This is a genomic window from Wolbachia sp. wLmal (assembly GCF_049435495.1).
GTDB classification, from domain to species: Bacteria; Pseudomonadota; Alphaproteobacteria; order Rickettsiales; family Anaplasmataceae; genus Wolbachia; species Wolbachia pipientis.
On sequence record NZ_CP185405.1, the window covers coordinates 682548 to 702012 of the forward strand.

11 protein-coding genes, 2 rRNA genes and 1 pseudogene are annotated in these 19465 nt (G+C 36.6%); 4 read left to right on the top strand and 10 right to left on the bottom strand.

All coding sequences use genetic code 11. From position 1 onward, the window contains the following. Positions 1 to 141: 141 nt before the first annotated feature. Positions 142 to 1218, top strand: a pseudogene (locus ACEL90_RS03475) (IS3 family transposase). 48 nt (positions 1219 to 1266) lie between these two features. Here the strand turns inward: ACEL90_RS03475 and ACEL90_RS03480 are convergent. From ACEL90_RS03480 to ACEL90_RS03510, 7 genes are all read right to left on the bottom strand, one after another. Then, the gene (locus ACEL90_RS03480; protein ID WP_423348653.1) at positions 1267 to 2670 is read right to left on the bottom strand and encodes an NAD(P)H-dependent flavin oxidoreductase; all 1404 of its coding nucleotides are present in this window, start codon (positions 2668 to 2670) and stop codon (positions 1267 to 1269) included. Between the two features lie 332 nt (positions 2671 to 3002). Then, positions 3003 to 3590, bottom strand: a complete 588-nt coding sequence (gene coaE, locus ACEL90_RS03485) for a dephospho-CoA kinase (protein WP_423348654.1) — start codon at positions 3588 to 3590, stop codon at positions 3003 to 3005. A gap of 295 nt (positions 3591 to 3885) precedes the next feature. Then, a complete protein-coding gene (locus ACEL90_RS03490; protein WP_423349290.1) occupies positions 3886 to 5064 on the bottom strand; it encodes a ribonuclease D in 1179 nt (392 codons plus the stop codon). A 37-nt stretch (positions 5065 to 5101) separates the two neighbouring features. Then, positions 5102 to 5236: a hypothetical protein gene (locus ACEL90_RS03495; protein ID WP_010962423.1), complete on the bottom strand. Its 135-nt coding sequence runs from the start codon at positions 5234 to 5236 to the stop codon at positions 5102 to 5104. A 708-nt stretch (positions 5237 to 5944) separates the two neighbouring features. Continuing rightward, positions 5945 to 8455 carry a DNA mismatch repair protein MutS gene (gene mutS, locus ACEL90_RS03500; protein ID WP_423348655.1) on the bottom strand — a complete coding sequence of 837 codons (2511 nt, stop codon included), beginning with the start codon at positions 8453 to 8455 and terminating at the stop codon, positions 5945 to 5947. Between the two features lie 275 nt (positions 8456 to 8730). Further along, complete coding sequence (locus tag ACEL90_RS03505; protein WP_423348656.1) at positions 8731 to 9537, bottom strand: ankyrin repeat domain-containing protein; 807 nt, start codon at positions 9535 to 9537, stop codon at positions 8731 to 8733. A gap of 185 nt (positions 9538 to 9722) precedes the next feature. Then, a complete protein-coding gene (locus ACEL90_RS03510; RefSeq protein ID WP_423348657.1) occupies positions 9723 to 9905 on the bottom strand; it encodes a hypothetical protein in 183 nt (60 codons plus the stop codon). A 397-nt stretch (positions 9906 to 10302) separates the two neighbouring features. Between ACEL90_RS03510 and ACEL90_RS03515 the strand changes: the two genes are divergently transcribed. Continuing rightward, positions 10303 to 11010, top strand: a complete 708-nt coding sequence (locus tag ACEL90_RS03515) for a TerC family protein (RefSeq protein ID WP_010082284.1) — start codon at positions 10303 to 10305, stop codon at positions 11008 to 11010. Between the two features lie 32 nt (positions 11011 to 11042). Here ACEL90_RS03515 and guaA read toward each other — a convergent pair whose 3' ends face one another. From guaA to ACEL90_RS03530, 3 genes are all read right to left on the bottom strand, one after another. Next, on the bottom strand, positions 11043 to 12605 hold the full coding sequence (gene guaA, locus ACEL90_RS03520; RefSeq protein ID WP_423348658.1) for a glutamine-hydrolyzing GMP synthase: 1563 nt from the start codon (positions 12603 to 12605) through the stop codon (positions 11043 to 11045). 626 nt (positions 12606 to 13231) lie between these two features. After that, positions 13232 to 15016, bottom strand: a complete 1785-nt coding sequence (locus tag ACEL90_RS03525) for a ribonucleoside-diphosphate reductase subunit alpha (RefSeq protein WP_423348659.1) — start codon at positions 15014 to 15016, stop codon at positions 13232 to 13234. A gap of 58 nt (positions 15017 to 15074) precedes the next feature. Next, positions 15075 to 16151, bottom strand: coding sequence for a methyltransferase domain-containing protein (locus tag ACEL90_RS03530; protein ID WP_423348660.1), 1077 nt, complete (start codon positions 16149 to 16151; stop codon positions 15075 to 15077). A 335-nt stretch (positions 16152 to 16486) separates the two neighbouring features. Between ACEL90_RS03530 and ACEL90_RS03535 the strand changes: the two genes are divergently transcribed. After that, positions 16487 to 19252 (top strand): 23S ribosomal RNA (locus ACEL90_RS03535). A gap of 66 nt (positions 19253 to 19318) precedes the next feature. After that, a 5S ribosomal RNA gene (gene rrf, locus ACEL90_RS03540) occupies positions 19319 to 19425 on the top strand. Positions 19426 to 19465 lie beyond the last annotated feature (40 nt).

Genomic DNA, 19465 nt, shown 5'->3' on the forward strand with positions numbered 1-19465 from the left:
TCACTCGTTAAAGTAGTAGTGAAAGTGCCGTAATAAAATTTAGGTACATAATTAGACAATAGGCTTCTTGACCTTACCCAGAAAAAGTGGAGAGAAAGAAAGGAGTTTTTTTGGGTAAAATAAAATTTTGGAGGATTAGAAATGGTAAGAGAATATACAGCAGAATTCAAATTGGAAGCTGTTAAACTGGCAAATGAACAAAGAAAGGTAGGTCAACCAGTTGCAAAAGTAGCAAGAGATCTAGGAATAAGGGATAGTGTATTAGGAAAATGGATGAAGAAATATAACGAAAAAAAGTCAGCGGCAAATGCATTTCCAGATGTAGCACCTTATGACAAAGAGAGGTTTGATTTACAAAGCAAGAGTAACAAGGGAAAGAGACATTTAAAAAAAAGCCCTGGCCAGTCAAAAAGAGTAAAATATTTTTTATATAGTAACTGCTATAAAGTACAGGAATTATGTAGGATTTTCTGCTAGTGGCTACTATAAGTGGACTACAAGAAAAATAAGCAGTAGAGAATCAGCAAATAAAGAGCTACTCGAAGCTATTCAAAAAATATATCAAGTTTCTAAATGTAGATATGGAGCTCCTAAAATTCATGCTGAATTGAAGGCTTTGGGTAAAAGTTGCAATTTGAAAACGGTGCAAAGTATTATGCAGAAAAATGACATCAGGGCTATACTGAGAAGAAAGTTTAAAATTAAAAAACAACAAACAGATAATAGAGCTGTAGCTCCCAATATATTAGACCAAAACTTTATTGTTGATCAACCAAATAAAGTATGGGATTACTTACATCAAAACCAAGGAGGGATGGCTATATTTGGCAGCAATAATTCTCACGTATGGTAGTTAATGAGTAGTGCAATAAATAAACAATTGGTTATGAACTCTTTATTAATGGCCATTAATAGGCGTAAACCTGTTAAAAATCTACTGCTGCACAGTGACCAAGGTTCACAATATACTGCGCAAGGGTATCAATATCTCTTAGCTGTAAAGAATATAGATGAGTAATAAAGGCTGTTGTTACGACAATTCTGTTGCAGAAAGCTTCTTTAGCTCATTGAAAAGAGAAATACTTATTGATACTTCACAACACTCTGCTCAACACACTAGAACTGCAATATTTGAATACATAGAAATTTTTTATAACAAACAACGTCACTATTAACTATTGCATTCCTGCACAATTTGATGCATCATTCTTTTTGTAAAAAACATTCCACACTTTCTCTCCACTTTTTCTGGGTAAGGTCACTGACTCAATACCCAGTCAATATCCTTTCCACCAGTTCTTTTACTGCCGGTACGTAGCCATTCTCATAAAATGGATCTTGCTTAAATTTGTACACATTGTGCCCGGAAAACATGAGTTCGTTCTCAATATCACCATCGTGCATAACGTTTTGCAGTGTTTTTTGTACGCAAAAACTACGCGGATCTGGCTTTCGTCCTGTTGAATGGTCACCATGATCTTTCCAATTGCTAAACAAACAATGGCTCAAACATCCCATACAATTGATTTGATCTTCTCTTATTTGTTTAAATTTATCTGGCGTCACAAAAATAACAGTTGAATCTGGGGTTTTCATTGCTTCTGTGTACCCTGCTTTAGTCCATGTATTTGCCAGTTCTTTGTCTTTTGCAGTAAGGTAGATCTTCCTACCTCTGCTACCCATTGCAAATTCACTATTGGATTCTTCGCTGGCATTTTCTGAAAAATTTACTTGATGTAATTTTCGTTCCTGTAACTCACGTATAAAATTATTCCTCACCGCAGATGAATAAAACCCTGTTGGACTGAATTTATTTAAAAATACATCACCTTCTTCTAAAGTGAGTAGCTTCTTTTTCCACTCTGCAGAAATTGGGCTTTCTTTCGTCAAAAGTGGACGAGTGCCAAACTGAAAAGCTATTGGTCCAATTTGCAGATTGTCAAACCAATGTTCCCAATCTTTTAAATGCCACACTCCTCCTGCCATAACAATTGGTGTTTCTGAAAGACCGATCTCGTTCATGAAAGATCTAAGCTCTGCAACTCTTTCAAATGGAGCCTGTGGTAGCTCTGGGTCTTCACTGTTACTGAGTCCATTGTGCCCTCCAGCAAGCCATGGATCTTCATACACTACTCCACCAAGCAAATAGGAAGATATTCTTTGGTAAGTACGCTTCCATAATGCTTTAAAAGCACGCACCGATGAGATAATAGGGTAATAATAAACCTGATATTTAGCTGCAATTTCTCCAAGCCTATAAGGCATACCAGCACCGCAGGTAATACCATGAATCAAACCTTTCGCTCCTTCTAATATGCCATGAAGCACGCGTTCTGCTGCTCCCATCTCCCAAAGTACATTCATATGTACTCTTCCATGACCTTTTGATATTTCATTTGCTATTCTTGCCTGACTAATTCCAGCTTTAATACTATATTCAATCAATTCGCTGTGTTTTTCATTTCTTGTTCTGCCTTTGTAAATCAGCGGCACCAACTCGCCGTTATCATCAATAAGCTTAGCATTTGCACCAGAAAACGTACCCACAGCATCTGCTGCAGCAAATGCTCCGCTTGATCTCCCATCACTAACTGCAATGCCTTTACCACCTTCGATGATTGGCCACACTTCCTTTTCTGAAATTACTATCTTTTTTATCTTATTTTTCAAAACTTCCTCGCAATCTTTCACTCTATTTTACTTAATTACTAAAAAAATGATAGCTGTTTATTTTTTCTTGTATCATTAAAGCTTCTGTAGCTACTCATGCTGTTGTAGTTTGAGAGCAGTTCCCATCGGAAGGGTGTCATTCCAGTCTGGAATCCAGCTTTTATGTTGTATAGTGCACAATCAATTTTCCTGGATCCCAGTGTCTGGGCACTGGGATGACACCATAGGGGGCTACTTGGATGACAGGGGAGGGAGGCTGCTGGGATCCTGACAACCGTCATCCCGCTGCTTGTTAGCGGTATCTAGAGATACCGCGGCGGTATGACGTAGAGCTACGTGTTTAGGTTTGATGAATCCACTATATCTTTTACTTGAGAAAAAACATACTCTTTGCTTACACTGGTATCGATAATAAAGTCACTCATCTTCCTTTTCTCCTCAATAGATAACTGAACATCGGAGATTAGATTAAGCTTTTCTTTATCTATGTTGCGTTCGTTAAGTCTTTGAGCTTGCACAACGCTATCTGCATGAACAAAAACAATAAGGTCGCAATATAAATAAAATTTTGTTTCTAATAGAAGTGGCACATCTAAAACTAAAAGTTTTCTATCGATCTTTTTTTCCTTGGCAATAAAAAATTCTAATTCACGCAGCACAGCGGAGTGAACCAAAGATTGAAATTGTTTCCAATTTTCATCGTAGGCTAAGAAATATTTAGACAGTACTGTTCTATCTATTTCACCATTTACTACCACTCCAGGAAAATTTTTCTCTGCATAACTTATTATGCTTTTATCCACTTTATAAAGTTGGTGTACAACAGAATCAGCATCAAATACAGCAGCACCAAACTCTTGAAAGCAATTAGTTACAAAGCTCTTTCCTACCCCAATTCCGCCTGTTAGACCTATAATCATATAACAAAAACACATTAGACTTCTTTCGAAACTATAGCTAAGGTTTCTCTATATATATTAACTAGATTTTCTAGATCCCAGTGTCAAGCACATAACTATACGAACATTGCAATTTGTAGGTGGTGTCATTCCAGTCTGGAATCCAGCTTTTATGTTGTATAGTGCACAATCAATTTTCCTGGATCGAAGTAGTCAAGGCACTGGGATGACACCCTACTTAACCGTCATACCGCCGCGGTATCTCTTAGCCGCTAACACGTAGCGGGATGACGATTGTCGATAAATCTAAGTTACTTTAGCAACAGTTATTCTCCACTAAATTACTCTGAATTTTGGTTATATTATTTGCGGATTTCACTGCTGAAATCTCAAATTTTGAGCTTGTGTTCAAAAATGATTCAACTGACCTGCCAAAAAAATCATATCTCCATCCCTTGAATAATTTATCTGTCTGTCCAGATATTGACCCGGTTAACTCATTTTTTGAAGAAACTAATTTCCTTGATATGTTACTTTCTTTACATTTACTATCTAAAATAATTGAGAGTATATCAAGTACAGATTTGTCATAATTACTCGATAAGGTGTTGTTTTGCTGCATCCAATTTCTCTCATTTTCATTAAAAATATTCACAAACTCTAGTAAATCTGCATCTTTTATATTTTTTGCATTCCTCTTGAGATCATCTAAAATTTCATCAACATGCTCTATATTTTTTTCAATAAAATCAGCTATTACAGCATTATTGATTATTTTATTACGGTTCATATTATAGCGCTGTGCTAAGGTTTCTTGCCACTCACTAACTGCTTTAACAGTTAGTATCAATCTTGGATTTACTTCATAATTAAATTTAATCCTCTTCCATGCATCTTTTGGGCTATGTAAATACTTATTTATATCAACTATTGATTCCATCTCTTCTTGAAACCAACCCATCCTATTATTTTCTTCAAGTTTATTGCACAATATTTGGTATAGGTCATATAGGTGTACCACGTCGTTTACTGCATAATCTAACTGATCTTTGGACAACGGACGCCTTAACCAATCTGAATTTTTAGCTTTAATTTTATCCAGTGCTATTCCTTGATATTGCTCCACTACTTTTGAGTAACCAATAAAGTCATGATAATAATGACAAAACATAGCAGCAACTTGGGTATCAAAAGTGGGAGTGGGAATACATTTAAACACAGTGAGTAAGGATTCTATATCCTGCCGGCAGCTATGAAACACTTTGGTTATCCCCTGATTTAGCATTATTTTCTTAATGAATGATAAATCAATTTCTGGCACTAGTGCGTCTACAATAAAACTCTTCTCTCCGTAAGAAATTTGAATTAACGATAATTTTGGGTAGTAGATTAAATTATTTCTAATGAACTCCGTGTCAACTGCTATAAATTTTGGCTTTTTTGCTATCAACCCCTCACCTATGTCCTCCAGCTCCGACGTTGTATTAATTAACATATGTTTTTTATTCAGTGGTTCTACTTTACCACTTATATTAAATTTTTGCAATTAATGACTTCTTGCAGAACTTTCTATCACTCATTGGCATCACACAAATAGCCTTTTCCATCCCAATCCCAGTGCTTCCTTCTCCTGTCATCCCAGTGCCCTGACTACTTGGATCTAGCAAGCTTTGCTTGCAAATAAGTCTAATACGCGTCGCGTTTTATGCCAAAACACAATTGGAGTTACATGCAAAATAGATCCCAGACTGGGATGACAAAAAAAGGAGCACTGGGATGACAGCAGTCCTACGTCATACCGCCGCGGTATCTCTTAGCCGCTAACACGTAGCGGGATGACGATTGTCGTTTAGCTATAAACATTAAGAAATTTACCAAGCGAAAAAAGGCAAAAAAAGCCCTGGGGTTATTATCCGCTTTAAAATATTGGCGTTTTTTATGTTTTAAACGCTTGACAAGCAAGATTAAGCCGCTTTTAATTGCAACTAACCTACGCTGCAAATGTTTAAGAAATTTACTAAGCAGAAAAAAAAGACAAAGAATCCCCGAGTTAGCTAGTCTTTTACTATCTCTGTCGAGTATTGGCATTTTTTGATGTCTTGTAACGCTTTATAAGCGCGTTCAGCTTATTTAGATAAAAATCTAGATGTAGATGAAGTTTTGTAAAGACATACAGTATCTATATACTGCAAAAAATTGAACATAAGACGCCGATACATTAAGTAATCCTTACCTTTTAATCTGCAGATTGGCGAAAGCAAACACAATAGCTTCACTATCACGATAAGGGCGCTGGCGGAGTTTGTCAAGTAAGTTTTTCGTTTCTATAGCTACTACCACGATTGTATAGGTAATTCTTCACTTATAATAATGATTCAAGCCTTCAGCTCCTCAAACACTTCACTTGCTCTATTTAAAACAGAATCAGGAAAACCAGCAAGTTTTGCTACATGTATTCCATATGACTCATCTACAATGCCTTCAATTACTTCATGTAGAAAGATAACCTCTCCGTTCCACTCTCTTATTTTTACACAAAAACATTTCACGTTCTTCAAGTATTTGCTTACTTTAGTTAATTCATGATAATGAGTTGCAAAAATGGCGCGGCACTTATTTACATTGTGAATATGTTCAATCACCGCCTGTGCAATAGATAATCCATCATACACCCCTGTGCCCCTACCAATTTCATCAAGTATCACCAAGGAACGGTCCGTTGCCTGATTTACTATCGTTGCTGTTTCGATCATCTCTACCATGAAGGTAGAATAACCAGCTGTTATATTATCCGTTGCGCCAACCCTGCTGAATATCTTGTCAATCACTCCAATATGTGCACTCTCTGCTGGCACAAATGACCCCATGTGAGCTAAAATTGCAATGAGAGCGTTTTGCCTCAAGAAAGTGCTTTTTCCAGCCATATTAGGACCAGTAATTAGATATATACCAGCTAAATTGATGCTATTTGCAATGAATTTATCGTTAACTTCAACCACTGGATGTCTTCCGCTACAGATATTGAACTCTTTGCTGTCATCAATAATGGGTTTTACGTAATTATTTTGCACTGCAAGCTCTGCAAATGCGGTTCTAATATCAAGTTTTGCCAAAGCATTTGCAGCAAGAGCAATTTTTTCAGACTCTTTAGCAACTTCACTACACAGTTCACTAAAAATTTTCATTTCTAAGCCGATTGCAGCATCACGTGCCGTAAGAATTTTATTTTCTAATTCTTTCAATTCATTAGTTGTGTAGCGCATGCTATTTGCTAAGCTTTGCCTATGAATAAATATATCCGAAGTTATTTTGTGATTTGCCGACACTTCAACGTAATAACCAAGTATGTTGTTGTGTAATATTTTGAGTGCGGCAATGCCAGTAAGATCGCGATAAGATTCACGGAGCTTAGTTACCAACTTATTACTGTTGTTCAATATATAAGATAACTCAGATAATTCTGAGTTGTATTTTGAGTGAATAAACCCTCCTTCTTTCACGGAACTGAGGTTATTATCAAGTATAGCACTATTTAACAGTTCAAATAGGTCTTTATGATTGCCAAGGCTCTTATGTATTGTGCTGAGTTCACTCTCGTCACTACTTATCACCTGAGTAGTAGACACTGGTTCCTTTTCTCCGGTCAAGCACTGGAATGACATCTGAGAGTTAATTTCTGATTTTTCACTTAAACAATAATTATGCAAGGTAGACAGAAACTCAGACAACTCTAAAGTTTTTCCTAGGCCTATTTTTAATAGGTTCATATCCTTTGGTGAACCACGCCCTAGTATTAAGCGCGATAAAGACCTTTCAATATCTGGAATGTTAGATAATATCTCTCGTATTTTTTTGCGTGAATCATGATTATTTACAAAAAATTGAGCAGTGCTGAGCCTCAAATTGATTGCCTTGGAGCAAGCAAGTGGTGAAGCGAGCATTTGTTTGAGCAGGCGTCCACCAGAAGCTGTAACTGTGTGATCAATAACTGAAATTAGTGAACCTTTCTTTTCACCAAATTGAGTTGAGAATAACTCAAGATTTCTCCTTGCTGAAGCATCAATAAGCATGAAATTTTGTTGCTTATAGGTTTTCGGGAATTCAAGCCTTGGAATGGGGCCCCTTTGTGTTACTCTGACATATTCAAGCAGTGCACCGCACGCCATGATTTCTACTTTGCTGAAATTTCCTATACTCCCAAGTTCCCTGATTTTATAAAACTCGCATAACGTTCTGTGAGATTTACTATACTCAAAAAAGCTCTGTGCGTGTTGCGTAATTGATATTTTATAATTTTTTAAAATCGATCTAATTTTTTCGTCCTCAGTGAATTTTTCAGAAATTAATAATTCTCTTGGTGATATACGCAATAAATCACTATCTAGAGCTTTCAAACTCGTTAAAGTGTGAAAAAATTTTCCCGTCGATAATTCAAGCCAACTAATAGCATATTCGTCATTTTGTTCAACTATGGACGCGAGATAATTATTGCTTTTATCCTCCAGTAGTGAATCTTCTATAATTGTACCTGGAGTTACAACTCGCACTACATCACGTTTTACTATGGATTTATAGCCCCTCTTTTTTGCTTCATCAGCAGTTTCTAATTGATCACAGATTGCTACTTTGAATCCTAAATCTATTAGCTTGTGCAGGTAAGATTCACTACTGTGTGCTGGCACTCCACACATTGGTATTTCTTGCCCACACGAATTACCTCTCTTAGTGAGCACTATATTCAGCAATTTCGCAGCTTTAATAGCATCATCGAAAAACAATTCATAAAAATCTCCTAGCCTATAAAATAGCAGATGATCTTTGTATTGAGCTTTCAGGTTCAAATACTGCTCCATCACAGGGGTGTTTTTTTCTTTTACGAAGCTCATAATATTTTTTAATATATTGTATTGATAAACGTTATTATAGATTATATTGCACATGTGGATAACATAAATTTTAAATAGGTGTATAGAGGGAAAAATTTAAAACAATTAAATTTCTTGGATCCAAGTAGTCAGGACACTTGGATGACATAAAGAGTAGGAGTATTTGATGACAAAAAAACAAAAAACGCAGTTGTCATTCCAGCGCGTGACGCTGGAATCCAGAATATCCTAATTACAAGGTTTATTATTTAGTTTGAAGAATACTATAGCTTTTTCTATGTAAGTTGTGGCCCCTTTTTACCATTTGCGACAGTTGTATCATCAACAGATATTTCAGAGCTAACAGTGCTAATAGTTTTTTCTATCGCTTTAGCCTGTTCATAGTCTTGACTCAAAAAATACATGGCCAGTCCAATAGCTATACTAGCAACAAGAGAAGATGCTATCATTACACCTAGTATCATACCACCAGAAAGACTTACTGCAACACACACACCAGCTCCAAGTACAACACCAAGAAAACCACCAATTATTACGCCAGGCACCAAACTGCCTACCATAGCGCTTTCTTTTTTCGTATTAGCTTGTTTTTTCATACTTTTAATAAGCACTTCTTTTGTTTTTCCTTGAGCTAAATCTGAAGGAATTTTATTATCCGCGTTTTGTATCAAAGGATTTGCACTATATGTAACAAGCAGGGTGGTTATTTCTTCAGTTTTATTACCTATAACTGCATGATGTAGTAATGTATTTCCCTTTTCATCTTTAAAATTTATATGAGTACGAAATTCTTCATCTAGATTTCTTATTGGGTTGTTTTTTGCATATATCCTAGATTGTATTGCTCCATCTAAGTATTGTATTACTTGTTCTAGTGATTGCTCGCCAGGATTTTGTATAAAATGAAGCAGAATTTCGTGTACTATCGCTTCCTTTGTAGTTTGTGGGCATTGTAAAGCGTAATTAAATGTCTGTGTAGTAATAACTTCTTCTTTTCTTTTTTTAAGAACAACCCTTAAATCTTCAATCGCCTTTTCACCATCTTTTATTCCAAGAATTATTGAATCCAAATTATTTATCATGCTATCCTCCTCGGTTTGATTGCATTGCTCATTAATAAATAATATAATAAATCCTGCTAAAAGTCAAGCAATTAATTAATAAGTTAATATAATCCTCCAAAAGGGGCTCCTTACTTTTTGTTCAGCATGTCCATTGGATCAGACTCTTTAAGCTTGCTGTTTGCTGAATTTATTCATCGCAATAGCTACAATGTGCTATCGAAGTTCTCTGTAATCTTAGTTGGTTCTTCTAGAATATTCAAAATATCAGTTGCACAATAAACCCGATCTCTCTTTCCTTGAGAAGTTTGTGAAACGATGCCTAAATCTTCAAGCTTTACGATTGCTCTTTGGGCTGTTGTAAATACGACACTTAAGTTTTCAACCACTTTCCTTATAGTAAAGTAAGGGTTTAAAGACTATTAACTAAATCATTGTCCCATTCAAATTTTGGTGGCAAGGGGCTTGGTATAAATGCCTGATAACCAGCGAATACCTTGCCTGATGGTGATCCTTTAATGTACATTCATTCAACCTAGCACACTATTTTTATAGTATATATTATTTTCAAATAAAGTCAAAAATGAAAATAAGGCTTTATCTTATTTGCGTGCATGAAAATAAGAAACTCTCTTATTATTGATTTTGCTCAAAAACGAAAATAGAAGAAGCTGCTGAACTTTATATATCCTGTTTTTCTGGAGAACTGCTATAAAACTTCTGAGTGAAGTCACTTAATTTTTACACATCTATTGTAGAGTAAGAAGAACCGAATTTGAAACAAAAATGCTAACTGATGCTTGGACTTTACTGACACTTACACTACTTGAAACTATACTTAGTGTAGACAATTTAATCTTTATTTCTCTAGCAATAGATAAGGTACCAAATGCGCTGAGAGAAAGAGTGCGCCTTATGGGCCTTGGATTAGCACTATTAATGCGTTTTGTAATACTATTTTTTACATCATCTATATTATCAATGCAAAAACCTATATTTCACACTGCATCAGCAAGGGATTTACTTATGATCGCAGGGGGATTATTCCTTATTGTTAAGAGCTCTATGGAGTTACGGGATGACATCTTTGTATGTAAGAAAAATAAAAAGAAAGCAAACGTTAAATCAAAATTTTTTTTAGTTGTGCTACAAATTATATTAATAGATTTAGTTTTTTCGGTTGATTCGATATTAACTGCTATAGCACTAACTTATAACATGGTAATAATTGCTACAGCATTTACATTTTCCATGCTAGCAATGCTGTTTTTATCAAGTTATACCGCCCAGTTAATCAAATCTAACCCAGGGTTAAAAATAATCGCCATTTTATTTGTTTTACTTGTCGGTGTGTACCTCATACTTCATGGATTTCATATAGAATTACCAAAAGGATATTTGTATTCTTCATTTATGTTTGCACTGCTTGTGGAAATTATAAGCAAAATAAAGAAAATTAACCGTCATACCGCGATTCATTCGCGGTATCTCTAGATCCAGCTAACAAGCAGCGGGATCTTTTTGATTTACTCCCACTCAATAGTTGCGGGTGGTTTAGAAGTGATATCATAAACAACTCTATTTACTCCGGGAACATTATTAACAATTATACTGCCGACATTGCGTAAAAAATCCCAAAATACTAGCAAGTGTTGATCCTTATCTTCAAATGGAAATGCATCGGCTGTCATACCATCAGATGATGTTACAGCCCTTAAAGCACAAACATATCCATACGTACGACCATCTCCCATAACGCCTACAGTTTTTATTGGTAATAATACAGCAAAAGCTTGCCATATCTTATCATATAGATCGTAATTTTTCATCGTATTAATATATATTTCATCTACTTCTTGCAATATTTGCACCTTTTCTTTATCAACTTCACTTATAATCCTCACTGCAAGTCCGGGTCCAGGAAATGGATGTTGAAATATTATCTCGTCTGAAAGCCCAATTTCTTTTCCAAGTAGCCTTACCTCATCTTTAAAGAGGTAACGTAAAGGCTCCACTAACTTCAGATTCATCTTTTCTGGCAACCCACCAACATTATGGTGAGACTTAATTGTACTAGTGTTGTCTGAGGCATGCCCTGACTCAACTACATCAGAGTAGATGGTACCTTGCATCAAAAAATCCACATCACCTATTTTTTTTGCTTCTTCTTCAAACACTTCAATAAAAGTGTTACCGATAATTTTTCGCTTTTCTTCTGGATCAGTTATTCCCTTCAACCTACTCAAAAATAAATTTGATTTATCAACGTAATTTATCGGAATCTCTTTCAACATAGCGATGGTTTGGTTCTTGCGTAACAACCCAGTATCGATAAAAATACAGTTCAATTGTTTTCCTATAGCTTTATGTGTGAGAGCCGCTGCAACGCTTGAATCAACCCCACCACTTACTGCAGCGATTACTTTTTTCTCTCCTACTACATTTTTGATTTTTTCCTTTTGCTCCTCAATAAACGACTTCATTGTCCAGTCTCTTTTGCAATTTGCAATATCCAAGAAGTTAGAGAGCAATTTACTGCCATTTGTTGTGGGCTTAACCTCAGGATGGAACTGAGTACAGTAAATCTTCCGCTGTTCGTTGACAATCATTGCAATTGTTTGATTTATCACACCTGATGCGATAACAGTAAATCCCTGTGGTATAGTATCAACACTGTCCGCATGGTTCATTAATACATCCACTTCAGAATTAACATCCCAGGTATCCTTTACAATGGGGGATTCTTTTAGTATCTTGATTTTAGTTCTACCAAACTCCTGTTTAAAACTCTCTTTTACTTTTCCTCCAAAATAATGACAAATGAGTTGCTGTCCATAGCATATTCCAAGTATAGGAACGTTTGTTGCCTCATTAAGTTTTATAATTTCATGTACTACTCTACTTGTTTCAGAACAATCATCATTTACAGATTGTGGTCCTCCAGAGAGAATAAACCCATTGAATTTTGATATTGTTTCAAAACTGATGTTGCTTGGAAATATCTCACAATAAACACCCATTCCTCTTACTTGTCTTGCGATAAGCTGTGTAAACTGTGAACCAAAATCAATAATGGCAATTGCTGACAATTTGCTCCTCCATATTATTTAAAATGATATCTGATAATAAAGAAAATAATGGAGTAAGTAAACCAAGACCTGTTTAAAAGCTTTAACGCGTGGTACAAGTTAGCTATATAGCTAATTTTCCTACACCATACCGCTGCGGCGCTAACTAGTAGCGGAATGACAGCAATCTACGTCATACCGCCGCAGTATCTCAGCCGCTAACAAGTAGCGGGATGATGATTGTCGTTTAGCTGCAAACATTAAGAAATTTACCAAACGAAAAAAAAGGCAAAAGAAGCCCTAGGGTAGCCAGTTATTCACTATCCATTTTTTAAGTTGGCGTTTTTTTATGTTTTAAACGCTTTATAAGCGCGTTTCAGCTTATGTAGGTAGAAGTTTGGTAAAGACATAAGGTGCACATAGTGCAAAAAATTAAACATGAGACGCCAGATACGTGAGTTTTTTTGTCATTTAATCTGTACAGAGAAGATAAATAAATAGCTTCAATTTTATGATAAGAGGGCTGGCGGAGTTTGTTAAGAAAGTTTTTTTGTTTCTATTCCCAATAAAAGTTTGTTATATGGTTATGCAAGAAGTCTATTTACCCATTTGCTTAACTTTCTCTCTACTTTTTCTGAGTAAGGCCGCTATTGGCATGACAGACATTCATCGTAGTCAATATCTGTTTTTTGTTGCAATATTTCACTTTTTTTGAATATGTCATGCGAGACCTTATCGGCTCTCTGCATTGATTGTGATCTGCAGTAATATAAGCTCTTCAACCCTTTTTTCCAAGCAAGCATGTGTATTTTGTGCAAGTAACGTTTATGTACGTTGGCAGGTAAGAACAGATTTACTGATTGAGATTGACAAATATACGAAGTTCTATCACTTGCATGTTCTATAATCCATCTTTGGTCAAGCTCGTACGCTGTTTTAAATGTCAATTTTTCATGCTCACTAAGAAAATCTAAATGCTGAACGGAACCCTCGTTTGTTGAAATTGAAGACCATATTTTATCATTGTCTTGATTTTTTTCTGCTAATAGTTTTTGCAAGAATTTATTTCGCACTACAAATGAGCCTGTAAGTGTCTTTTGTATGAATACGTTTGCTGCGTATGGTTCTATTCCAGGGGAGGTATTACCTGCAATAATGGAGATCGAGGCAGTAGGAGCAATAGCGAGTTTGTGTGTAAACCTTTCCATTAGATCAACTTCTTTGGCATCAGAACATGCTCCCTTTTCTTCTGCTAATTTTTTAGAAACTATATCTGCTTGCTCGCGTAAATACTTAAATATTTTTTTATTCCATTGTTGTGCTGTTACTGATTCAAAAGGAACCATTTTGCTTTGTAAAAATGAGTGAAAGCCCATCACACCAAGACCAATACTGCGTTCTCTGGCTGCAGAATATTTTGCTCGCTGCATTTCATTCGGTGCTTTATTTATGAAATCTTCCAATACATTATCAAGAAAGCGCATTATATCTTCTATGAAGGGTTTATTGTCTTTCCATTCTTCGTAGTACTCAAGGTTTACGGATGATAGACAACACACAGCAGTGCGTGACTTATTCAGGTGATCATAACCTGTGGTTAAAGTTATTTCACTGCATAGATTTGACATCTTGATGTCTAAGTTGAGCTTTTTGTAAGATTCTGGCTTATTGTTATTTGTTGCATCAAGGAAAATAATGTAAGGTTCTCCAGTTTCAACTCTTGCTGTTAATATTTTGATCCATATATCCCGCGCTTTTACAGTTGAAATAACCTTATTGTTGTGAGGGCTTATTAAATTCCATTCTTGATCATTCTCAACAGCCTGCATAAATTTATCTGTTACTATTACAGCATGATGTATATTTAACGCTTTGCGATTTGGGTCACCGCCTGTTGGCTTGCGTAAATCTAGAAACTCTTCTATCTCCGGATGAGATACAGGAAGGTAGACTGCTGAACTTCCTCGCCTTAGGGATCCCTGACTAATTGCAAGCGTTAGAGCATTTTGCACTACAATAAATGGAACAATTCCTGATGTTTTGCCGCTACCCTTTACGCTTTCGCCTATTGAGCGTAAATTTCCCCAATAACTACCTATGCCTCCTCCACGTGCAGCAAGCCAAACATTTTCGTTCCATAGATCAACTATTCCCTGCAAGCTGTCTTCGGTTTCATTAAGAAAGCAAGAGATAGGTAACCCTCTCTTAGTGCCACCATTGCTGAGTATTGGTGTTGAAGGCATGAACCACAAGTTGCTCATGTAGTCATAAAGACGCTGCGCATGTTCTTTATTATCAGAATAGTAATTAGCAATACGTGCAAAGAGGTCTTGATAACTTTCATTTTCTATTAAATACCTGTCTGATAGAACTGCTTTTCCAAAGTCGGTTAATTTGCTGTCCTTCGCGTAATTAATGGTAATGTTATTCATAAAGTTCCTTTTATTCTTTTACTATATATAGATACTTAAAAGTCATTTTGAGCGATTTTTAAGTTAGGTTTTTCAGATTTTCTTGTTGATGCTGTAATGCAAACAAGATAACGTCAACCTGACTGCCATATATTTTACAGTAACTCGTATAACTTATTTGCATATTTATTTCTTTTGCAACATGTTGAACATAACTTTCTGAGTGACGAAAATAGTCTCCTTTATTTACAAAGTCAATACCTTCACCTTCCTTTCTTCTTATTAAACATACAATAACTCCTTTTTTGCTCGTAGATCTTTTTGCTAATTCCAACTCTTCTTGAAAGTCATGTAGATAATGTAGCACTTCAGCAAAGATAATTACATCATACTGCTGGTTTTTCTCTTGTTTAAGAAACTCTTTCATTTCCATATGTATTAATTCATTGTAAACAGGCTTACCTTTTATAAAGCATCCTCTTGCGATATTTAGCATTCTACTTGAAATGTCAATTCCTGTTATATGGTTTCCAATACTATTTATTTTCAAGAAATGACCACATATTCCAGTTCCACAACCAAGGTCGAGTATATTGAGCTCAGAAGTGGAGTTGTTGAAGATTTTTGTAATTATCATGTGTACAAGTTCATGCCCTCTATATTGTTTGGCAATCAACCAATGCTCAACAAAATATTCACCTGTGTAATCAAAATATTGTCTTATGAGGTTTTTTGGCAATTCTGTAATAGGCGCTGAGTTTGTCATTTTTTTTATATAGTAAGACGCCTCCTCGTGGTCATTATCTAATTTTAGTGCCCTTGTTAAATAATTATAAGCTTTGTTAGTATTCCCTACCGCAAAATGACACCTTCCGATGTTATACCAGACTATAGGTAAATGGGGGTAAAATATGCTAATTAACCAAAATCGTAACTTTGCATCTGACATGCTACCTTTATAAAAGTGATATAAACCGATTTCAATGTTGGTGTTTAACAGGTTCTTAGATTTTTTAAGAAGCACTGTCATTTCTTTATGAAGAGTATTATATTTATTCACAATGAAGTGTTTTACTTTCTTAATATTTAATACGCCAATGAGCTTAGACATACAATTTAAAGCAACGTTTTTTATAAAAGAGAGATTACTTTTCATACGTTAGAAATACTCCGAATGTTTATTATCATTTTTAGGCAATTGATTTTAACACATTTTATCTTACAAAATATCTTTTTTATTAATTTTTACTGTATATATAAGTTTACCACATATTTCTCAGATTATACTGTTTAGGATTGCTAGTATATTGTTGTTGATAATATAAGTAAATGTTTTGTGCAAAAAGGCGTTGACATATTATTTATTAGGTTATAACATACAAAAGATTAATTTAGTTTTTAGATGTTTGACAAGTTTTATGGTAGAGATTAATTTAATCTCAATTCAATTTTAATAATATTTAACTCTGCATATTCTGCATATAGTCGGATAAATAAATTATTAAGAGCACTTGATGGATGCCTTGGCGTTAAGAGGCGATGAAGGACGTGGCAGGCTGCGATAAGCTGTGGGGAATTGTCAACAAATTTTGATCCGCAGATTTCCGAATGGGGAAACCCAACTAGTTTAGCTAGTTATTACGTACTAAGTATGTAAAGCAAACTTGGTGAACTGAAATATCTAAGTAGCCAAAGGAAAAGAAATCAACCGAGATTCTGTTAGTAGTGACGAGCGAAAGCGGAAAAGGCTAGTGATTTAAGAATAAGAATTAGAATACTCTGGAAATAGTAACCATAGAAGGTGATAGTCCTGTATAAGTAGAAAGTTTTTAAATCCTTGAGTAGAGCGGGGCACGTGAAATCCTGTTTGAATATGGGGGGACCATCCTCCAAGCCTAAATACTCCTTAACGACCGATAGTGAACAAGTACCGTGAGGGAAAGGTGAAAAGAACCCCGGGAGGGGAGTGAAATAGAATCTGAAATCAAGTGCTTACAGACAGTTGGAGCTCTATATCAATTTATTGATATTTAGAGTGACAGCGTACCTTTTGCATAATGGGTCAGCGAGTTAATCTATGAAGCAAGCTTAAGCCGTTAGGTGTAGGCGTAGCGAAAGCAAGTCTGAATAGGGCGTTTTAGTTTTATGGATTAGACCCGAAACCAAGTGATCTAGTCATGACCAGATTGAAGGTGTGGTAAAACACACTGGAGGATCGAACCAGTTAATGTTGCAACATTATTGGATGAGTTGTGATTAGGGGTGAAAGGCCAATCAAACTTGGAAATAGCTGGTTCTCCGCGAAATCTATTTAGGTAGAGCGTTGTATGTATGTTGTTGGGGGTAGAGCACTGGATAGACTAGGGGGATTCACCGTCTTACCAAATCTAACTAAACTCCGAATACCAACAATTAATTATACAGCAGGCACACTACGGGTGCTAAGTCCGTGGTGAAGAGGGAAACAACCCAGATCACTATCTAAGGTCCCAAAATTACAGCTAAGTGGGGAAGGAAGTAGAAAAACCATTACAGCTAGGAGGTTGGCTTGGAAGCAGCCATCCTTTAAAGAAAGCGTAACAGCTCACTTGTCTAAATAAGTTTTTCTGCGCCGAAAATGTACCGGGGCTAAAGCTGTACACCGAAGATGTGAGTGCTTGTTGATTTCGATCAATAGGCGCGGTAGCGGAGCGTTCCGTAAGTCTGTGAAGGTGGTTTGTGAAAACTGCTGGAGATATCGGAAGTGAGAATGCTGACATAAGTAGCGTAAAAGAGTGTGAAAAACACTCTCACCAAAAATCTAAGGGTTCCTACGTTAAGTTAATCTGCGTAGGGTTAGTCGGTTCCTAAGGCGAGTCCGTAAAGGAGTAGTCGATGGCAATTAGGTTAATATTCCTAAACCTCTTAAGTGTGACGGGTTTCGTATTTGTATAGATCTTATTGGATTGATCTATGCTTAAAAGAAGCTCCAGGAAATAGCACTTATATTTATGAGGCCGTACCGCAAACCGACACTGGTGGATGAGTAGAGTATACTAAGGTATTGAAAGAATGATGTTGAAGGAACTCGGCAAATTGTACCTGTAACTTCGGAAGAAGGGTAACCTGCTTTTAGGCAACTATTAGTAGGTGGCACAAAATAGGGAGTAGCGACTGTTTACTAAAAACACAGGACTCTGCAAACACGTAAGTGGAAGTATAGGGTCTGACGCCTGCCCGGTGCTGGAAGGTTAATAGGAAGGGTGCAAGCTCCGAATTGAAGCCCCAGTAAACGGCGGCCGTAACACTGACGGTCCTAAGGTAGCGAAATTCCTTGTCGGGTAAGTTCCGACCCGCACGAATGGCGTAACGATTTCTCCACTGTCTCCAACATCACTTCAGCGAAATTGAATTCCCCGTGCAGATGCGGGGTACCCGCGGTTAGACGAAGAGACCCCGTGCACCTTTACTATAGCTTTACATTGCTATTAAAAGTGTGATGTGCAGGATAGGTGGGAGACTTTGAAGTTATGGCGCTAGCTATAATGGAGTCAACCTTGAGATACCACCCTTTACACTTTTGATATCTAACTATGTTTCATTATCTGGAACTAGGACATTGTATGGTGGGTAGTTTGACTGGGGCGGTCGCCTCCTAAAAAGTAACGGAGGCGTGCGAAGGTAAGCTAGAGCTGGTCGGAAATCAGCTTGATAGTATAATGGCATAAGCTTGCCTGACTGCGAGGCTGACAAGCCAAGCAGAGACGAAAGTCGGTCATAGTGATCCGGTGATTCTGTATGGAAGGGTCATCGCTCAACGGATAAAAGGTACGCCGGGGATAACAGGCTGATGGTGTTCGAGCGTTCATAGCGACGACACCGTTTGGCACCTCGATGTCGACTCATCACATCCTGGGGTTGGAGAAGGTCCCAAGGGTTCGGCTGTTCGCCGATTAAAGTGATACGTGAGTTGGGTTTAGAACGTCGTGAGACAGTTCGGTTTCTATCTGCCGTGGGTGAAGGAAATTTGAGAAGGTCTGACTCTAGTACGAGAGGACCGAGATGGATATACCTCTGGTGTACCAGCTGTTATGCCAATAGCATCGCTGGGTGGCTATGTATAGATGGGATAATTGCTGAAAGCATATAAGCAAGAAACCCTCTTCAAAAAGATTTCCCAATTAAGGCCGTGGAAGACTACCACGTTGATAGGCTAGGTGTGGAAGCATGGTAACATGTGAAGCTAACTAGTACTAATAGCCTGATTGATTTATTTGCTTCCTATATGTGTGTATGCAGTGTTAAATATTAAGTTAAAATTGTTAAGTTAGAAATTTTTATTGACTTGGTGGCTATAGCAAAAATGAACCACCCGATCTCATCTCGAACTCGGAAGTGAAACTTTTTAGCGCTGATGGTACTTGAAAAGGGAGAGTAGGTCGCCGCCAAGTTTATAAAAATTTCTTTGTTAATTAGACAGTAGGTATACTT